General features: G+C 67.3%; 16 protein-coding genes. 12 read left to right on the top strand and 4 right to left on the bottom strand.

The window, feature by feature from the left end:
* Positions 1-13 precede the first annotated feature (13 nt).
* From AC1XX3_RS18010 to AC1XX3_RS17990, 5 genes are all read left to right on the top strand, one after another.
* The gene (locus tag AC1XX3_RS18010; protein ID WP_483322560.1) at positions 14-433 is read left to right on the top strand and encodes a DUF5318 family protein; all 420 of its coding nucleotides are present in this window, start codon (positions 14-16) and stop codon (positions 431-433) included.
* On the top strand, positions 426-2,774 hold the full coding sequence (locus tag AC1XX3_RS18005) for a transglycosylase domain-containing protein (protein ID WP_483322559.1): 2,349 nt from the start codon (positions 426-428) through the stop codon (positions 2,772-2,774). The genes AC1XX3_RS18010 and AC1XX3_RS18005 overlap by 8 nt, the downstream gene beginning before the upstream one ends.
* 92 nt (positions 2,775-2,866) lie before the next feature.
* Entirely contained in the window at positions 2,867-4,300 is a 1,434-nt protein-coding gene (locus tag AC1XX3_RS18000; protein WP_483322558.1) for a glycosyltransferase family 87 protein, read from the top strand.
* The gene (locus AC1XX3_RS17995) at positions 4,297-5,409 is read left to right on the top strand and encodes a glycosyltransferase family protein (protein ID WP_483322557.1); all 1,113 of its coding nucleotides are present in this window, start codon (positions 4,297-4,299) and stop codon (positions 5,407-5,409) included. Before AC1XX3_RS18000 ends, AC1XX3_RS17995 begins: the two co-directional genes overlap by 4 nt.
* A gap of 180 nt (positions 5,410-5,589) precedes the next feature.
* Positions 5,590-6,213, top strand: a complete 624-nt coding sequence (locus AC1XX3_RS17990; RefSeq protein WP_483322556.1) for a GAF and ANTAR domain-containing protein — start codon at positions 5,590-5,592, stop codon at positions 6,211-6,213.
* A 46-nt stretch (positions 6,214-6,259) separates the two neighbouring features.
* Here the strand turns inward: AC1XX3_RS17990 and AC1XX3_RS17985 are convergent, their stop codons facing one another.
* Positions 6,260-6,811 (bottom strand): GNAT family N-acetyltransferase, encoded by a 552-nt coding sequence (locus AC1XX3_RS17985; protein ID WP_483322555.1) that lies wholly within the window; start codon positions 6,809-6,811, stop codon positions 6,260-6,262.
* A 49-nt stretch (positions 6,812-6,860) separates the two neighbouring features.
* Between AC1XX3_RS17985 and AC1XX3_RS17980 the strand changes: the two genes are divergently transcribed.
* Positions 6,861-7,661, top strand: coding sequence for a tyrosine-protein phosphatase (locus AC1XX3_RS17980; RefSeq protein ID WP_483322554.1), 801 nt, complete (start codon positions 6,861-6,863; stop codon positions 7,659-7,661).
* 12 nt (positions 7,662-7,673) lie between these two features.
* Here AC1XX3_RS17980 and AC1XX3_RS17975 read toward each other — a convergent pair whose 3' ends face one another.
* From AC1XX3_RS17975 to AC1XX3_RS17965, 3 genes are all read right to left on the bottom strand, one after another.
* Positions 7,674-8,057, bottom strand: a complete 384-nt coding sequence (locus AC1XX3_RS17975) for a VOC family protein (RefSeq protein ID WP_483322553.1) — start codon at positions 8,055-8,057, stop codon at positions 7,674-7,676.
* Between the two features lie 80 nt (positions 8,058-8,137).
* Positions 8,138-9,190, bottom strand: a complete 1,053-nt coding sequence (locus AC1XX3_RS17970) for an alanine racemase (protein WP_483322552.1) — start codon at positions 9,188-9,190, stop codon at positions 8,138-8,140.
* A 9-nt stretch (positions 9,191-9,199) separates the two neighbouring features.
* Positions 9,200-10,312 (bottom strand): lipid II:glycine glycyltransferase FemX, encoded by a 1,113-nt coding sequence (locus AC1XX3_RS17965; RefSeq protein WP_483322551.1) that lies wholly within the window; start codon positions 10,310-10,312, stop codon positions 9,200-9,202.
* Between the two features lie 123 nt (positions 10,313-10,435).
* Between AC1XX3_RS17965 and AC1XX3_RS17960 the strand changes: the two genes are divergently transcribed.
* The 6 genes from AC1XX3_RS17960 to AC1XX3_RS17935 all read left to right on the top strand — a co-directional run bounded on the left by AC1XX3_RS17960 (position 10,436) and on the right by AC1XX3_RS17935 (position 17,266).
* Entirely contained in the window at positions 10,436-10,906 is a 471-nt protein-coding gene (locus AC1XX3_RS17960; protein WP_483322550.1) for a hypothetical protein, read from the top strand.
* 491 nt (positions 10,907-11,397) lie between these two features.
* Positions 11,398-12,465: a LacI family DNA-binding transcriptional regulator gene (locus AC1XX3_RS17955; protein WP_483322549.1), complete on the top strand. Its 1,068-nt coding sequence runs from the start codon at positions 11,398-11,400 to the stop codon at positions 12,463-12,465.
* Positions 12,466-12,496: 31 nt separating this feature from the next.
* Positions 12,497-13,774 carry an ABC transporter substrate-binding protein gene (locus tag AC1XX3_RS17950; RefSeq protein ID WP_483322548.1) on the top strand — a complete coding sequence of 426 codons (1,278 nt, stop codon included), beginning with the start codon at positions 12,497-12,499 and terminating at the stop codon, positions 13,772-13,774.
* A gap of 109 nt (positions 13,775-13,883) precedes the next feature.
* The gene (locus AC1XX3_RS17945; protein WP_483322547.1) at positions 13,884-14,723 is read left to right on the top strand and encodes a carbohydrate ABC transporter permease; all 840 of its coding nucleotides are present in this window, start codon (positions 13,884-13,886) and stop codon (positions 14,721-14,723) included.
* A gap of 71 nt (positions 14,724-14,794) precedes the next feature.
* Positions 14,795-15,610 (top strand): carbohydrate ABC transporter permease, encoded by an 816-nt coding sequence (locus AC1XX3_RS17940; protein WP_483322546.1) that lies wholly within the window; start codon positions 14,795-14,797, stop codon positions 15,608-15,610.
* Positions 15,611-15,658: 48 nt separating this feature from the next.
* Positions 15,659-17,266 (top strand): FAD-dependent oxidoreductase, encoded by a 1,608-nt coding sequence (locus tag AC1XX3_RS17935; RefSeq protein ID WP_483322545.1) that lies wholly within the window; start codon positions 15,659-15,661, stop codon positions 17,264-17,266.
* Positions 17,267-17,372: the final 106 nt, after the last annotated feature.

Here is a 17,372-nt window from a genome sequence, read left to right as displayed (position 1 = left end):
TAACCTTGGGCCCATGTGGTCGCAGCGCGAAGTCATCAGCTATGCGCTGCAGCGACGGTCCACCCTGGAGTCGCTGCGGCGCCCCGGCCGTCAGTTGGCTCGGGCCGATGCCTGCGACGCCGACCCGATGCTGTTGCGGGCCGCCAAGCACCACGGCGAGCCGAGCGACGCGGAGTGCCCGGTCTGCAAGTCCCCCGATCTGACCCTGCTGCATTATGTCTTCGGCGAGCAGCTGGGGCAGTATTCGGGCCGGATCAAGCGGATCGCGGAACTCGAAGGCATGGCTCACGAGTTTGGAGAGTTCAAGGTCGTCGTGGTCGAGGTCTGCCCAGCCTGCAGTTGGAACCACATGATTTTGTCGTATCTCCTGGGCGACGGCGTCAAGCGGAAGCCGCCCCGCCGCCAACCGACTGTTGAGGACATCTATGGCTAAGCGCCCCACCGGGCACCCCACCGACGACACCGCAAACGCTCGACCTGACGGCAAGCTGCCGCGGTCGAACCGTCGAAAGTGGTCACTACGGATCGTCAAGATCCTCGTCGCCGGGCTAGTGCTCGGCCTGATCGGCACCACCGCGGTGGTGGCCATCGGCTATCAGACGACCGACATCCCCACCAAGGGCAACCCCGAGTTCACCACTGCCACGAGCTTCGTCTACTACAACGACGGCAAGGCCCAGCTGGGCAGCTTCGCGATCCAGAACCGGCAGCCGCTGACCTTCGACGAGATGCCCGACACGATCAAAGAGGCCGTGGTCGCCGCGGAGAACCGGTCGTTCTGGACCGACCCGGGCATCTCGCTGCGCGGCATGGTCCGGGCCGCCTGGGTGATCGCCCGCGGCGGCAGCCTCCAGGGTGGCTCCACCATCACCCAGCAATACATCAAGATCATGTATCTGACCCAGGACCAGACGCTCAAGCGCAAGTTCAAAGAGCTGTTCATCGCCTACAAGATCAACCAGGAGCGGACCAAGGAGGAGATCCTCGAGGGCTACCTCAACACGATCTACTTCGGCCGCGGCGCGTACGGGATCCAGGCGGCGAGCAAGGCCTACTTCGGCGAGGACGCTAAGGACCTCACCGTCCCGCAGGCGGCCGTCCTGGCCAGCGTGGTCAACAACCCGAGCCTGTTCGACCCCTCGGTCGACGACTCCAACACCGAACGCCTGCTCGGCCGCTACCGCTACGTGATCCAGTCGATGGCCGAGACCGGCGCCATCACCGCCGACGAGGCCGCGAAATACTCCGCCAAGCTGCCCAAGTTTCCCGACATCCCCACCAACGAGCGGTACGGCGGCCCGAAGGGCTTCCTGCTGAAGATGGTGGAGCGTGAGCTGATCGCCGAGGGCTTCGACGCCGGCCGGATCTCCGGCGGCGGGCTGCAGATCACCACCACCTTCGACAAGAAGGACCAGGACGCGGCCGTGAAGTCGGCGCAGAAATACACCAAGCAGGCGGCCAAGGCGGCCGACGAGAAGGCTTCCGACCTGCACGCCGCCGTCGCCTCGGTCGACGTCGGCACCGGCGAGGTGCTGGCGCTCTACGGCGGCCCGGACTACGTGAAGAACTCCCGCAACTGGGCCACCACCCCCCGGCCGACCGCCTCCACCTTCAAGACCTACGCCCTGGCCGCCGGGCTCGAGAACGGCTTCAGCCTGCGGACGATCTTGCAGGGCAACACCTTCACCCCGCCCGGCGACACCAGCACCGTCCGCAACGAGTTCAGCAACCAGTACGGCCCGGTCAGCCTGCTGCGTGCCACCGCGGAGTCCATCAACACCGCCTTCGTCGACCTGACCACCAAGATGACCAACGGCCCGAAGAAGATCGCCGAGACGGCCGAGGCCGCCGGCGCTCCCAAGGGACCGGGCTGGGACCTCAACTCCCGGATCGCGCTCGGTGCTGCCGAGGTGAGCCCGCTGGACCAGGCCAACGCCTACGCCACCTTCGCCAACGACGGGGTCTACGTCGCACCGCACGTGGTCAAGGAGGTCAAGGACTCCACCGGCAAGGTGCTCTATCAGGCCTCGCCGGAGGAGAAGCGGGTGGTCAGCGCCGACGTCGCGCACGACGTGACGTACGCGCTGCGCGACGTGGTCGAGGAGGGCACCGGGCGTACGGTGCAGACCCTCAACCGGCCCATCGCCGGCAAGACCGGCACCAAGGACGGCGACAAGGACGACATCACCTCCGCCTGGTTCGTGGCCTACACCAAGCAGATCTCGACCGCGGTGATGTATGTCGCCGGCGACTCCGGCAGCGAGGACCTGGACGACTACGCCCGCCCCGGCGACCAGACCTTCTTCGGCGGGACCTACCCGGCGCTGACCTGGGCCGACTACATGGAGACCGCCACCAAGGGGCAGAAGGTGCTGCAGTTCCCGGAGCCGGCCTTCGTGAACGCCAACAAGGCGCCCGCGCCGCAGCCGAGCCGGACCCGCAGCGCAACGCCGCAGCCGTCCGAGTCGGAGAAGTCCCCCTCGCCCGAGCCGAGCGAGAGCGACGAGCCGAGCGAGTCGAGCAAGCCGACCGAGTCCCCCAAGCCGACCGAGTCGAGTGAGCCGACCGAGTCCCGCCGCCCGAGCGCGTCGACCAAGCCGAGCAACCCGCCGACGACGACCAGGCCGACGCAACCGGTCCCGACGACCAAGGCGCCGACCAAGCCGGCCCAGCCGAGCACCCGGCCGAGCTCGCGGCCGACCAATAGCGGACGCGGGGGAGGCGGCTCCGACGGCGAGGCGAGCGATCCCGCGGACGCCGCGGACGGCAACTGATGGGCGCCCCGGCGCCACCAGTCCGACCGGCGCCGGGGGACAGGGCAGCAGCTGAGCCGACACCGCCGAGTCCGGCACCGGACGCCCCGTCGGTGAGCGACCCGTTCATTCGTACGCTCAGCCAGCGGTTCGGCGGTCCGCTCGGCCGGCACGCCGCGGTGAGCGGGTCCCTGGTGAACCCGACCCGGTTCGCGCTGCTGGCCGGGGCGCTGGTCTATCTCCTCGGCGCGCTGTTCCACCTGCCCTGCCGGGCCACCGTCGTCGGCCAGCAGGTCGACCAGTTCAAGTGGATGTGCTATTCCGACATCGGCCTGCTCTATAGCGGGCGGGGTCTGCTGCAGGGCAACACCCCCTACCTGGACAGCGGCGACTATCCGGTGCTCGAATATCCCGTGCTGACCGGCTGGTTCCTCGAACTGGAGCGGCGAATCACCGTGGCCCTGGGCGCACCGAGCGGCACCGGACTCAGCGAGCAGCAGCAGGTCGACGCCACCGCGATGTTCTTCAACGTCAACATCGTGGCGCTCGGGTTGTTGTTCCTGCTCGCCGTCTGGGCCCAGGTGCGTACGGTCGAGGGTCGGCCCTGGGACGCCATGATGCTGGCCGCCTCGCCCTGCGTGGCCGCCGCCGGACTGGTGAACTGGGACATGCTGCCGGTCGCCCTCACCGCCTTGGGCCTGATGTGCTGGGCTCGGCGCCACCCGGTGGCGGCCGGGGTGCTGCTCGGCCTGGGGATGGCGGCCAAGCTCTATCCGGTCTTCCTGCTCGGCCCGCTGCTGCTGCTCTGCCTCCGGGCCGGCAGGATGCGCGCGTTCGGCCAGCTGCTGGCCGCGTTCGCGCTGAGCTGGCTGGCGGTGAACCTGCCGGTGATCGTGCTCGCACCGCAGGCGTGGCTGAGCTTTTGGACCTTCAACTCCGATCGCTCCGGCGACTTCGGCTCGCTCTGGTATGTCTTGTCGCTGGCCGGCCATCCCGTGCCGCACCTCAACGCGGTCAACGCGGTGATCTTCGTGCTGGCCTGCGTCGGCATCGCCGTCCTGATCGTGGTCGCGCCCCGACGGCCACGGTGGGGGGCGATGGCCTTTCTGGTGCTGGCGGCGTTCCTGATGACCAACAAGGTCTATTCCCCGCAATACGTGCTGTGGCTGCTGCCGTTCGTGCTCCTCGCCCGACCGCGCTGGCGGGACTGGTGGATCTTCACCGCCGGCGAGCTGGTCTATTTCGGCGCCATCTGGTGGCACCTCGGCGGCTTCCTCGCACCCGGCGACGGGGCCCCCGACCGGGTCTACTGGCTGGCGGTGCTGCTCCGCCTCGCCACCCAGGGCTGGCTGGTGGCGATGGTGGTCCGCGACGCGCTGCGCCCCGAGCATGACCCGGTCCGCCGACCGGGGGTCGACGACCCGTCCGGTGGGGTGCTCGACGGTGCTCCCGACGCCGCCTGGATCGGCCGGCTGCGCCCCTCGCTCATCCATCGATCCGCACCGACCCATCGACCCACTCCCACCCAGGCGGTGCCGGCCGCGTGAAGCTCACCCCCCTCGACCTGCGCGGTGGACGACTCGTGGTGCAGGCCTGGCTGGCCAGCCGCGGCCTGATCGCCGCCGTCGCCCTGGTGCTGGCCGTCCACGAAGGACGCCGGGTGAGTGACATGGTCAGCAACTGGGACGTCCAGCACTTCACCAACCTGGCCACCGGTGGCTATCGGGCCGAACCCGACAACATCTTGATGGCCTTCTTCCCCGGTCTGCCCTCGATCCTCTCGCTCGGACTCGAGTTCGGGGTGCCGGTGGCGATCACCGGGGTGGTGCTGTCGCTGCTCTGCTCCGCCATCGCCGCGGTGGCGCTGATGCGGTTCGGCGGGCCGTGGGTGGCCACCGCGTGGCTGTTCGCCCCGACCGCGGTCTTCACCACCGTGCCTTACACGGAGTCGCTGTTCTGTGCCGCCGCCTTCTGGGCCTGGGAACGGGCCCGCTCGGACCGCTGGCTGGCCGCCGCGCTGCTCACCGCGGTCGCCTGTTCGGTGCGGGTCTCCGGGCTGTTTTTGATCGGTGCGCTGGTCGTGATGATCCTGACCACCCGCCGGCTCGACCGCCGGGTGCGGCTGCAGCGGCTGGCCCTGCTGCTCATCCCAGCTTCGGTGGTGGGGCTGTTCGCGACCTATCTGTGGACCCTGACCGGCAGCTGGATCGCCTGGTACACGGCGCAGTCGACCGGCTGGGTCCGCGGCTTCACCTGGCCGTGGCAGTCGTTCCTCAACACCCTGCCCGCGATCGAGCCCGGTGCCTTCGCCGACCACCCGTGGTGGGCGGCGGTGTTCCGCGGCGAGATGGTGTCGATGGCGCTCGGGGTGGTCGTCGTGATCTGGTGCCTGGCCAAGCGGCTGTGGCCCGAAGCCGCCTGGGTCGGCGTCCAGGTGCTGGCGTTCTCGCTGTCGTACTGGTTCTTCTCGGTCAACCGGGCCACCTTGTTGTGGTTCCCGCTGTGGATGATGCTCGCCTCCTGGGGCACCTGGCAGCCGCGCCGCGCCGCGGTGGCGAAGGTGCACCGGGTGGTGGTGATCGGCGCGTTCTGCCTCAGCGTCGTGCTGATGCTGTGGTGGAGCTGGCTGTTCTTCACCGGTCATTGGGCCAGTTGATCTCGGTCTGCGAACGAATCACTTCTCAAAGCTCTCTACTGGGTATCGTTTTAGTGAGAATCTAAAAAGAGGGCGGGGGCCTGAGGACGGGAGCGACAGTCCACCATGGAAAACCGGTCACTACGAGAGCTAGTCACGATAGTCAGTTGCGAGCTGAACGAGGCTGAGTCGGTCGAGTCCGTGGACTCGCTGCTGAAGCGGATACTTCACCTGTCCCGGGAGCTGGTCGCGGCCGCCGACTTCGTCGGGGTCTCGAGCGTCAGCACCCGCGGCAGCATCCAGACGGTGGCTGCGAGCACCGAGCTGGTCCGCGAGATGGATGAGCTGCAGTACGCCTTGGAGGAGGGCCCCTGCATCGACTCGCTGCGGCAGGGACGTACCGTCTGGACGCCGGACCTGACAGTGGACGACCGCTATCCGCGCTACGCCGCGGCTGCCCGAAAGCTCGGGGTACGCGCGCAGCTCGGCGCGGTCATGTATGTCGAGGGCCACGTCGTCGGCGGCCTCAACCTGTATTGCACCCGGCCGTTCGCCTTCGACATCGCCGACCGGGACACGACCGAGGTGCTGGCCGAGCAGGCGGCGCATGCGCTCGCCACCACCCGGCGGATCGAGCAGCTCACCGACCTGGTCGAGGGCCGACAGCAGATCGGTACGGCGGTGGGGATCGTGATGGAGCGGTTCGCGCTCGACCAGCCCCGGGCCTTCACCTTCCTGACCCGGATGTCACAACAGGGCAACCTGAAGCTGCGCTACATCGCCGCGCAGATCATCGAGGACGCAGCCCACAAGACCCGCGACTGAAGACCAGCAGCCAGCCGCCTCGCCGCCGGTGAACGGGGTGGCGAGGTCAGGAGCTGGTCCGACCCGACCCGGGCGTCCACTCCGATCGCAGGATTCCGTACGCCACCGAGTCGAACCGCTCGCCCCGCACCTCCCGGGCCTGCCGGAAGGTGGCCTCACGGGTCCAGCCGAGCTTCTCCCCGACCCGGCACATGGCGGTGTTGCCCGACCAGGTCAGATAGTCCAACCGGTGCGCCGGCGTCTGGCTGAAGACGTGGTCGGTCATCAGGGCCAGCGCTGCGCTGCCCACGCCCCGACCGCGGACCGCGGGGTCGTAGACGGTGATCCCGGTCCGGGCCCAGCCGCCCGGCTGGTGCTCCCAGTGCCAGCTGACCTGGCCGAGCAGTACGTCGGTCTCGTCGGTGATCACCAGCGAGCTCCGCGGATCGGGCTGGTCGTCGAGGGTCGCGGCCAGCTCGTCGACGTACGCCGCCACCTGCGCCGCGTCCGGCTTCGGGAAATAGGGCGCATCCCAGCGATGCCACTCCTGATCCGGCTGCAGCCAGCGGCGCAACGCGGCGAGGTCGTCGGATCGGAGGTCGCGCAGCCGGATCGTCATCCGCCGACCTTATGACGGCGCCGAGTCGGTACGCACTACAGTCTTCGTCGTGGAACGCCGATGGATCGATCTTGACGGACTGGCCAACCTGCGCGATGTCGGGGGTATCCCGACGGTGGACGGGGAGACAATCCGCCCCGGCCGGCTGCTGCGGTCGGACAACCTGCAGACCCTGAGCGAGCGCGACGTCGAGCAGCTGCTCGAGCTCGGCCTGACGGACGTGGTCGACCTGCGGAGCACGTTCGAGGTGCAGTCGGAGGGACCCGGCCCGCTGACGAAGCGGCCGGAGATCACCATCCACCACCACTCCCTCTTTGCGGAGTCGGAGCCAGGTCGGGGCGAGCCGAAGCCGGACGTACGCGCTGAGGTGCTGCCCGAGGAGGCGCTGCCGTGGGTGAATCTGCGGCCGTCGGTGGAGGTCGACAACTACGTCACCTCGACCTACCTGTCCTATCTCGTCGACCGGCCCGACTCCGTGGTGGCGGCGTTGCGGGAGATCGCCACCGCCGACGGGGCGACGTTGGTCCACTGCGCGGCGGGCAAGGACCGGACCGGCACGATCGTCGCCCTGGCCCTCAGCCTGGTCGGTGCCGAGCCGGCGGCGGTGGTCGCCGACTACGCGGCCAGCACCGAGCGGATCCAGCAGATTCTGGACCGGCTGCGGGCCAGCGCCACCTACGCTGACAATCTGCGCGGTCGTGCGGTGTCCTCGCATGAGACCCACCCCGAGACGATGGCGGCGTTCCTGGCCCACGTCGACGAGGCGTATGACGGGATGGAGAAGCTGATGGCCCGCCTCGGCTGGACCGACGCCGACACCGAGCGGCTGCGAGCGAAGCTGCGCGACTGAGCGCGCGGCCGGCTACGGCCAGACCTGCGCGAGCCGGTCGAACACCTCCGGGTCACTGTGCCGGGGGATCACGCAGAGCAGATGTCCACCCGGCACCCGCAGGGTCCGGCACTGCAGCCAGCGCGACACCTCAGCTGCCCCCAGCGCCAGCAGCCGGGCCGTCTCGGCGTCGACGTCGTCGGTCTCGATGTCGACGTGGTAGCGCGGTTCGCCGTCCTCGAGCGCCTGGACGGCGAAGACGAAGTCCGCGTGCACGGCGCGCAGTGCGGTGTATTGCTCCTCACCCGGCTCGGCTTCGGCCGCCACCCCCAGGGCGCCGGACCAGAAGCGGGCGGCGGCGTCGGCCTGCTCACCCGGGGTGTCGATCAGGAAGGTCGACAGTCGGCTGCGATGCATCCGGGCACGATAACAACGCCCGAGCGGGGTGACCAGGGTCGCCGACGGGGCGGGGGAGTCAGTCGCCGACGGGACGGGGGTCAGCCGACGACGGTGTGGTCGACCGTGGCCGTGGTCAGGCGCAGCTCGACCGGCACCTCGTCGCCGACCGCCGGCGGGGTCACCTTGCGCGGCAGGAAGACCAGGCTGGACTGCATGTGCGGTGGCTCCAGGAACCAGCGCTTGCGGCCGCCGATGGTGTACGGGCTGAGCGCCAGTCCGGCCGCCTCCAGGCCGCCGGTCGCCAGCGAGATCGCCCGCTGGCGCATGGTCGCGGCCGCCGTCGGAGCCTCCAGGCCGATGCCGTGCGAGGTGCCGCCGGCCACGACCACGATCCAGCCGTCGGCCGGGACCGTACGCTGCCGATAGCCGGCTCGCTGGCCGCGCTTGACCGGGTGCACGTCGAGCACGGTCGCGGTGGTCGTGCGGGTCGACTCGTCCCCGAGCCACAGCCGGGTGCCGAGCCGCAGCTTGACCGGGACCGGGCCGGCGGCGCCACCGAGATCGCGGGCCAGCGTGGTGACCTCCTCGGTCGGCAGGTGGGACAGCCACAGCGGACCGGCGGCGACGTCGAGCGCCGCCCGGGACAGCCGCTGCGCCTCGGCATAGCGGCCCTCGGCCAGCAGCGGCAGATGGATCGTCCAGCCCTCGAACTGCACGGACCCGAGCAGGTCGGCGACCCGCGGCAGGTCGACGACCGCGATCCCGTGCCGGGTCATCGAGGTGAGCACCTCGACCAGCACCCGGGGGCGGCCGCCCTTCTCGACGAGACGCTGCAGGTCGGCGACCCGCGACACGGTGGTCACCACCTGCGGGTCGTCGAGCAGCTCGGTGGCCACGGCGTTGTCCGCACGCCAGGGGGTGAGCACGACGATGTCGCCGCCGAACGCGTCGGCGACGACCGCCACCTCCTCGGCCATCCCGACCGCGAGAGTGTCGACGCCGAGGACCGCCGACTCCGCGGCCAGCCGCTTGAGCCCGTAGCCGTAGCCGTTGCCCTTCGCCACCGGCACCAGCTCCGGCGTGGCGGCGGCCACGCTCCGCAGGTGTTCGCGCCAGCGCGCGCCGTCGAGTCGAAGAGTCACACCAGCCACAGGGTCAGGCTACCGGCGCCGTAGGTACAGATCGAACGCCTTGTAGAGCACCGGGTTCAGCGGCAGGTCCCACTCGCCCAGATACTCCACCGCCTCACCGCCGGTGCCGACCTTGAACTGGATCAGCCCCAGGTGCGGGTCGGCGCTGTCGACGCTCTCGGTGATGCCGCGCAGGTCGTAGACGGTGGCGCCGGCGGCGCGGGCGTCACGGATCATCTGCCACTGGATGGCGTTGGACCCGCGGACGTCCCGCTTGGCCGTCGAGCTGGCGCCGTAGGAATACCAGGCGTGACCACCGACGCGGACCCAGGTCGTCGCGGCGACCAGGTCGCCCTCGTGGTGGGCCAGATAGAGCCGGATCCGGTCGGAGTCTTCGGCCAGCAACGCCTGGAACATCGTCTGGAAATAGCTCAGCGGTCGCGGCGTGAAGTGGTCGCGCTCGGCGGTCTCGCGATAGACCCGGTGGAACTCGGGCAGGTCGGCGACCGTACCCACCGTCACCGTGACCCCGGCCTTCGCGGCCTTCTTGATGTTGCGGCGCCACTGCTGGTTCATCCCGGCGAGCAGCTGCTCCTCGGTGGTGCCACCGATCGGCAGCTGGAAGACGAACCGCGGCTGACCGGCGGCGAAGCCCTCCTCATCGACCGGCGGACGCCAGCCGGCCTCGAGCAGCTGGGTCCGCAGGGTGGCGGCGTGGTGGTTGGTCTCGTCCGGCTCGACCTCGCTGAGCTTGGTCACCTTCTCGTCCGCGATGGCGGCCTTGATGGTGTCCGCTCCCCAGCGGCGAGCGATCACGGGCGTACCGATCCGGACGCCGAACGCGCCGGCCGACTTGAGGTGCTTGGCCAGCGGGTCGAGCCAGGCGGCGACGTCGTTGGTGGTCCAGTCGATCACCGGGCCCTCGGGCAGATAGGCCAGGTAGCGCTTCACCTTGGGCAGCTGGCGATAGAGGACCAGTCCGGCGCCCACCTGGGTGTCCCCGTCGAACCAGCCGACGGACTCACCCTTCCAGTCGGGCTTCACCTGGGCCCAGGCCGGGGTCTGGAGAAAGCTGAGTGCCGGACGTGTGCGGTTGTACGCCACGTGCTCGGCTGCGGAAATGGTCCGTACCTCGAATGCCACGGTACGAATCTAACGGTCGCGGCGCGGATCACCGCTTTCGTGTCGCTCCGGCCGTCTGATCGCAGCCGGCAGCGGGCTCACCGTCGTCGTGACTCAGGGTTTGCAGCTGCTGCTGACCTGGGCGTGCTGATCGGCCTCGGCACCGGGTCGATGGCCATGGTGTTCGCCGCCACCGTGGCCAACCGGTGGCTCGTGGCACGCCGCGGCCTGGTGATGGGCATCCCGACGGCAGCGGCGGCCACGGGTCAGCTCATCTTTCTCCCGGTGACCGTCGTCCTGGTCGGGAGTTCCTGGCGGCTGGCCTCCCTGGTGATCGCCGTGGCCGCCGTGGCCGCTGGTCATGCTCCGCGAGGCGGCGCGTTCCCGTACGTTCTGGGCGCTGGCGGGTGGCTTCGCCATCTGCGGCGCGACCACCAACGGCTTGATCGGCACCCATTTCGTCCCGTCGGCACCATCGCCTCCGGTGCGCTGACCGACAAGGTCAATCCGAGAATCCTGCTCGCGCCCTATGACGGCTTCCGCGAGTCGGGCTGGTGGTGCTGCTGTGGCGGCTGTCGGACGCCGTGCATCCGTCCATGCTGGTGTTCATCGTGATCTACGGGCTTGATTGAGTCGCGACGGTGCCACCGACGGTGGCCCTGTGCCGGAGGCGTTCGGCTGTCCGGCCGATCGTCTTCGGCTGGCCGCCACCGCCACGGCCCAGTGCCGCCGTGGCGAACCGTCAGACGACCATCGGCCGCCGTTGGATCGCGGCGCCCGATCCTGAGCGATGCGCATCTACCGCGGACGCGATGGCTGGCGTTCGCGGTGTCCATCCTGACCAACAGCGATCATGATCAACAAGGGTGGCGACGCGCCGCTTGCGCCCCGACGTCGTCGCGAACGGCTCTCGCATCGAGACGCTCACCACCTAATTCCCATTAGTTAACGCTTATCGGGTAGAGGGTGCAGCCGACGGTCGATGAGAAATCAGAAGCCAGCTCTTGATCAATCTTTTGCTGGAAAGTAGTTGACCGCCGAAGGCTGAACGGCTAAAGTACCACCTAATTCGTATTAGTACTGGGAATCGCGAGACGGGGGTGGCGATGGCTATCAGCAAGCGGCCAAGTCAGCGTGACATCGCCCAACGGGCGAATGTGTCACAGGGCGCGGTATCGATCGTCCTGAACGGCAAGGCCGCCCAGCACGGCATCTCCAAGGAGACCGAGCGGAAGGTCTTGGCGGCCATCGAGGATCTCGGCTACGTCCCGAACGTCTCGGCGCTCGCGCTGCGTAAGGGTCGTAACGGCCTCATCGGGGTGCATACCTTCGAGAACCTGTTCCCGACGACCCAGCACTCGTACTACTTCGAGTTCATGGTCGGCGTCGAGCAGGGTGCTATCGAGATGGGCCAAGACCTCGTGCTGCTCACCTCGGCCCATCAGCGCGAGGGCGACCAGAACATCTACAGCGACGGCACCAACCGACTGCGCTTGACCGACGGCGCGGTGATCCTCGGCTTCAACCAGAACACCACAGAGCTGTCTCGACTGGCTGATGAAGGCTTCCCCTTCGTGTTCATCGGCCGGAGAGACGAGGTGTCATCGCTGATGCCCTACGTCACCGTTGACTATGCGGCGGCGCTCAAGGCCGTGGTGGCCGAGGTTGCCCAGCGAGGTCACACCCGGACCGCTTATCTGGGGCTCGATATCCGTGTCGAGCCCCGAGTCGAGCGGCTGGATGCCTTCCACGCCTACGCGAAGGCTGCCGACCTCGAGATCTGCGACGAGAGCATGGCCGCACCTGGCGCTCTGACGTCCGCTTGGCTGGGGCGGCTGCGCGAGGCCGGTGTGACCGTGTTGTTGGTGGAGGGCTCGGATCACCTGACGGAGGTGGCTGCACTGGCAGAGCAAGGGGGCCTCTCCATCCCGGACGACCTGTCGGTTGTCGTCCTCGACAACCCCCGTGCGGCAGTCGACCGTCACGACTGGGCGCACATGGCCATTCCCCGAAGAGAGATGGGACGTCGCGCCGTCAGCCTCCTCCTTGAGCTGCTCGACGGACGATGTTCGACCGATTATCGCGAAGAGCTGCCGTGCACGTTCAACCTCGGCAACACCCTGACCACGATGACCTCACACGACCTACAAGGAGATCCTTTTCATGAGAATTAGGCCATGGAAGCGCATTACCGCGATAGCGGCAGTGGCTGCCCTGAGCACTTTCCCGCTTGCTGCCTGCTCGTCCGGAGGCGGTGACACCACCACCGCCGCTGACGACAAGACGATCTCCGTCTGGTTCCCCGGAACGGAGGCGAGCGAGATGAAGCTCGTCAACGAGACCCTTGTGCCCCAGTTCGAGAAGGAAACCGGGGCTCAGGTCGACGTGACCTTTGTCGATTGGCAGGAGATCTCGCCCAAGCTCAACGCGGCCTTCGCTGCAGGGACGGCACCCGACGTCTTCGGCCACGGCGTCGCTGCGGCCGCTGACTTCGTCTACAACGACCGGATCGCGGATCTCACGCCGTACGTTGACAAAATGGACGCCGATGAGCGCAAGGATTTCGAGAATGCGCTTCCCGGTGGTCAGGTGAACGGCAAGCAATACGTCATGCCCTTGCTGATGACTCTGCGCCTGATGGTCTACAGCGGCAAGGACTTCAAGGAAGTCGGGCTTGACCCCGACGCTCCGCCCACGACCTGGCAGGGCGTCAAGGCGGCAGCGGAGAAGCTGACGAAGCGTGATGGGGCGAAGATCAGCCGGTCCGGCATGGTGGTGCCGAGCAACCCCATCGGCTCGCAACAGACCTTCGCGACGCTGCTGTGGTCCAATGGTGGATCGCTCTTGAATGAGGACCAGACCGCCGCAGCCTTCAACTCACCTGAAGGCCAGGAGGCGCTGCAGTACTTCACCGATCTCTATTCCGGTGAGTCACCGGTCGACGGTCAGCTCGGCAGCAACTGGTCCGGCCTGCCTCCTGCTCAGCAGCCAGTCGTGACCGGTCAGGCGTCGATGGAGCTGACCAGTGTCAGCGTGGTGGCCGATCTGCAGAAGGCGGCACCGGACCGTGATCTGCGGGTCATGACGCCGCCTGCCTTCGAAGGCAAGGAACCTGCCGCCTTCGGCGGACCCGCCAACGGGCTCATGATCAACAAGGACAGCCAGAATCAGGAACTCGGCTGGAAGTTCGTCGAGTACATGATTTCGGCCGACACCAACGAGGAATACAACGAGGGCCTGGGCAACCTCCCCATTCGCAAGTCGTCCTCCGAGGCCCAGTTCATCAAGGACAGTCCCGAGTTGGCATTGGCTCTCAAGTCGCTGGACTATGCCCGCGGGAACCCCAACGTTGCCGGCTGGGTGCAGATGCGGGACGAGATCGACGCATCGCTCGAGCGTGCTCTGCGTGGGAAGCTGACGCCTGAGGAGACCCTGGCCGAAGCCGCAGGGAAAGTGGACAAGGTCCTTGCAGCCAACAGTTGACGACAAGAAACCAGCGGCACCTGTCCGGTCGGCGTCACTCTCGCCGGCCGGGCAGGACCGCCCGAACCGACTCTTTCGCCATGTACACGGCAAACAGCGGTTGTTTGGGATGCTCTTCGTCCTGCCCGCCGCGTTGTACATCCTTATCTTTCAGATCGGGCCGGTGCTGTACGGGTTCTATCTGAGCTTCACCGAGTACAGTCCGTTGAGTCGCTCCGGCCCCGAGTTCATCGGGCTGGAGAACTATCGAGCCTTGATGGACGATCCCGACTTCGGCAAGGCCCTGCTGGTCACGCTTCGCTATGTGGCACAGGTTCTGCCGTTCACGGTGATTATCGCCTTGTTCTTGGCCCTGCTGGCTAACCGGCCGTTCCGCGGGGTCGGATTCTTCCGAACGGGCCTCTATGTCCCGCACATCATCTCCCTGACCGCTGTGAGCATGATTTGGCTGTGGATCTATTCCGACACCGGGCTCGCCAACGGGGTTCTCGGGGCGCTCGGTCTGGAGGATCAGCGCTGGCTCGCGAGCGAGGACGCTGCTCTGAATGCGGCGTCAGCCATGCGGATCTGGAAGGCACTGGGAAGCAATATGGTCCTGCTCCTGGCAGGCCTACAGGCAGTGCCGCGTGATCTCTACGAGGCGGCCCGCATGGATGGTGCGAACGCCTGGAACCAGTTCCGTTACGTGACCCTGCCGGGTGTCCGCCCGATGCTGACGTACGTCATCGCGATGGACATCATCTATCTCGCGCAAGGCTTCGCGGAGATCTTCATCCTCACCCAAGGTGGCCCGTTGGGCAGCACGACAACTGTCAACTACCTGATCTACACCGAGGCATTTCAGTACAACCAGATGGGAAGCGCCTCAGCAATGGCATTCGTCCTCTTCGCGTTCATCGCCGGACTGACCATGCTCGCGATCCGCGGCGGCCAAGGGGGACGGAAATGACGGCCCGACGAAGAGGGCCGGGTGCCCGTCATGCCTCCCGTCTCCACTGGGGCCGAATCGTCGTCCTGTCCGTGGCCACCATCATGGTGCTGGCGCCGTTCCTCTGGATGATCAGTTTGGCGTTCACCCCCGAGGCGTCCGCGTTCGCCGCGGCGAAGCTCATCCCGGACAACCCGACGTTGGAGAACTTCTTTACCGCCGTCAAGGCGGCGAATCTGGGACGGGCGTTCCTCAACTCCAGTTTCGTGACCGTGGTGGCCGTCCTGTGTAACTGCATCGTGCCTGTGATCGCGGGTTACGCGTTCGCACACCTGCCCTTCCCCGGCAGCAGAGTCGTCTTCTATGGGCTGCTGTCCACCGTCGCGATCCCCACCGCAGTGACCCTGATCCCGCTGTTCCTCATGGCCAAGGGTTTCCCGTTGGCCGGCGGCAACGACATCTTCGGTCGCGGAGGAAGCGGGCTCCTGGATTCCTTGGGCGGACTGCTGCTGCCCTATCTCGTCGGCACCATGAACATCTTCTTGTCCCGGCAGTACTTCGCCGGGCTGGATCGTGATCTCGCGGAAGCCGGGCGGCTCGACGGTGCCAGCGAGTTCCGCATCTTCTTCAAGATCTATCTGCCCCTGGCGAAGCCGCTGATCGCCGTGGTCGCCATCTTCTCGTTCACCGGGGTCTGGGACGACTTCCTCTGGCCCCTGGTGGTCTCCACATCCGAACGCAGTATCACGGTGCAGTTGGCGATCACCACCTTCACCTCATCGGGGAACATTCAGTACGGAGCCCTGATGGCGGCCACCTTGCTGATCAGCATCCCAGTTCTGATCGTCTTCTTCCTCAACCAGCGAGGCTTCGTGTCCGGCCTCTCCGACGGTGGCCTCAAAGGCTGATCCGCAGCCATCCAACTTTCCTCCCGATCAACGAAAGACTGCACATCTATGACTGAAGAGCTTTCAACCGACCTCGTGATCATCGGCGGCGGCCTCGGCGGCGTCGCCGCCGCGCTGGCCGCGCTCCGACTGGGCAGGACGGTCGTGATGACCGAAGCGTCTGACTGGCTCGGCGGGCAGTTGTCCACCCAGGGCGTACCACCGGACGAGCATCCGTGGATCGAGAGCGACCTGGCGTCACCGAGCTATCGCGACCTCCGGACCCGGGTGCGCGATTACTACCGGCGCAACTATCCGCTCACACCGGAAGCACGCACCGACGACGAGCTCAACCCCGGGCGCGGCTTCGTCTCGCGTCTCTGCCACGAGCCCCGCGTGGGCGCGAGCGTGCTGAGTGAGATGGTGGCCGGCGCAGTAGCGGCCGGTCAGTTGCAGGTGTTCTACGAGCACGAGCCTGTGGCGGTCGATCGCGCGGGTGACCGCATCGAGTCGGTGCTGGTTCGCGACAGGAAGACCGGCCGCGAACGCCGATTGCGCGGCGCCTTCACCATCGACGCGACCGAGCTGGGCGACCTCCTCGAACTAGCAGACGTACCCCACGTGATCGGCGCCGAGTCGCGGCAGCAGACGGGCGAGCTCCATGCGCCGGACGAGTCGAACATGCGTGATCAACAGGCCATCTCCTGGTGCTTTGCGGTGGAGTACTGCCCCGGCGAGGATCACACCATCGATCGGCCTGCCGGCTATCAGCACTGGCGCGAGACCTGTGATCCGCGGTGGCCGGGATCGCAGTTGTCGTGGACCGACGTTCACCCGATCACACTTGAGGAACGCGTCCGGCCAATCTTCAGCGGCGCGCCTGAGGAGGCGATCGGCCACGACGGGCGGGACCTGTGGCATTACCGGCGGGTCCTCTCGACGGCGAACTTCGACGAGACCTTCGTCGGCGGCGAAGTGACCTTGGTCAACTGGCCCCAGATTGACTACTGGGAGAGCGCCCTGTTGTCGACGGACCCGGACGAGCGCCAGCGCACCCTGGCTGGTGCCCGCGATCTCAGCCTGTCGTTCCTGTACTGGATGCAGACCGAAGCACCGCGGTCGAACGGTGAACGGGGCTATCCCGAGCTCCGGCTCCGCGGCGACGTGACCGGGACGGCCGATGGTCTGGCCAAGGAACCCTATATTCGAGAATCGCGGCGTATGAAGGCCCTCTTCACCGTGACCGAGGAGCACATCGGCTGGGAGATGCGCCCGCCGGGGGCTGGGTCGGAAATCTTCGTCGACAGTGTCGGGATCGGCCACTATCGGATCGATCTGCACCCTTCGACGTCAGGGCGCAACTATGTCGACATCGGGTGCTATCCGTTCCAGATCCCCCTCGGAGCGCTGATTCCGGAGAGCGTCTCCAACTTCCTGCCGGCCAACAAGAATATCGGGACGACCCACATCACGAACGGTGCCTATCGGTTGCATCCCGTGGAGTGGTCAATCGGTGAGGCCGCCGGCGCTCTGGTGGCGTACTGCCTTGCTCACAACCTGACTCCCAGGCAGGTGCGCGAGGAGGAGAAGAACTTGCGCGACTACCAGGGCGTGCTCACTGGCGAGCTCGGCATCGTCTTGAGTTGGCCCGACGAGATCCGTTGCTGGCAGGGATAGTGCGGCGTGACCCTTGTGACGGGTCGTCTGGGCGGGCGCGCCGGTGGTCAGGTGGTGACGTCGAAGCGCCCCGCTCGGTGGCTCGGCCGATGGTGACGTCGACCGT

Source organism: Microlunatus sp. M237 (assembly GCF_056896895.1).
The sequence above is the reverse complement of the archived record's forward strand: the minus strand, read 5'-3'. Positions and strand labels throughout refer to the sequence as shown.

Bases quoted from the DNA above. Each gene is read 5' to 3' on its own strand.
- AC1XX3_RS17955 (WP_483322549.1), top strand. From the start codon at position 11,398: ATGGCTATCAGCAAGCGGCCAAGTCAGCGTGACATCGCCCAACGGGCG.
- AC1XX3_RS18005 (WP_483322559.1), top strand. From the start codon at position 426: ATGGCTAAGCGCCCCACCGGGCACCCCACCGACGACACCGCAAACGCT.
- AC1XX3_RS17945 (WP_483322547.1), top strand. From the start codon at position 13,884: ATGCTCTTCGTCCTGCCCGCCGCGTTGTACATCCTTATCTTTCAGATC.
- AC1XX3_RS17985 (WP_483322555.1), bottom strand. From the start codon at position 6,811: ATGACGATCCGGCTGCGCGACCTCCGATCCGACGACCTCGCCGCGTTG.
- AC1XX3_RS18010 (WP_483322560.1), top strand. From the start codon at position 14: ATGTGGTCGCAGCGCGAAGTCATCAGCTATGCGCTGCAGCGACGGTCC.
- AC1XX3_RS17975 (WP_483322553.1), bottom strand. From the start codon at position 8,057: ATGCATCGCAGCCGACTGTCGACCTTCCTGATCGACACCCCGGGTGAG.
- AC1XX3_RS17935 (WP_483322545.1), top strand. From the start codon at position 15,659: ATGACTGAAGAGCTTTCAACCGACCTCGTGATCATCGGCGGCGGCCTC.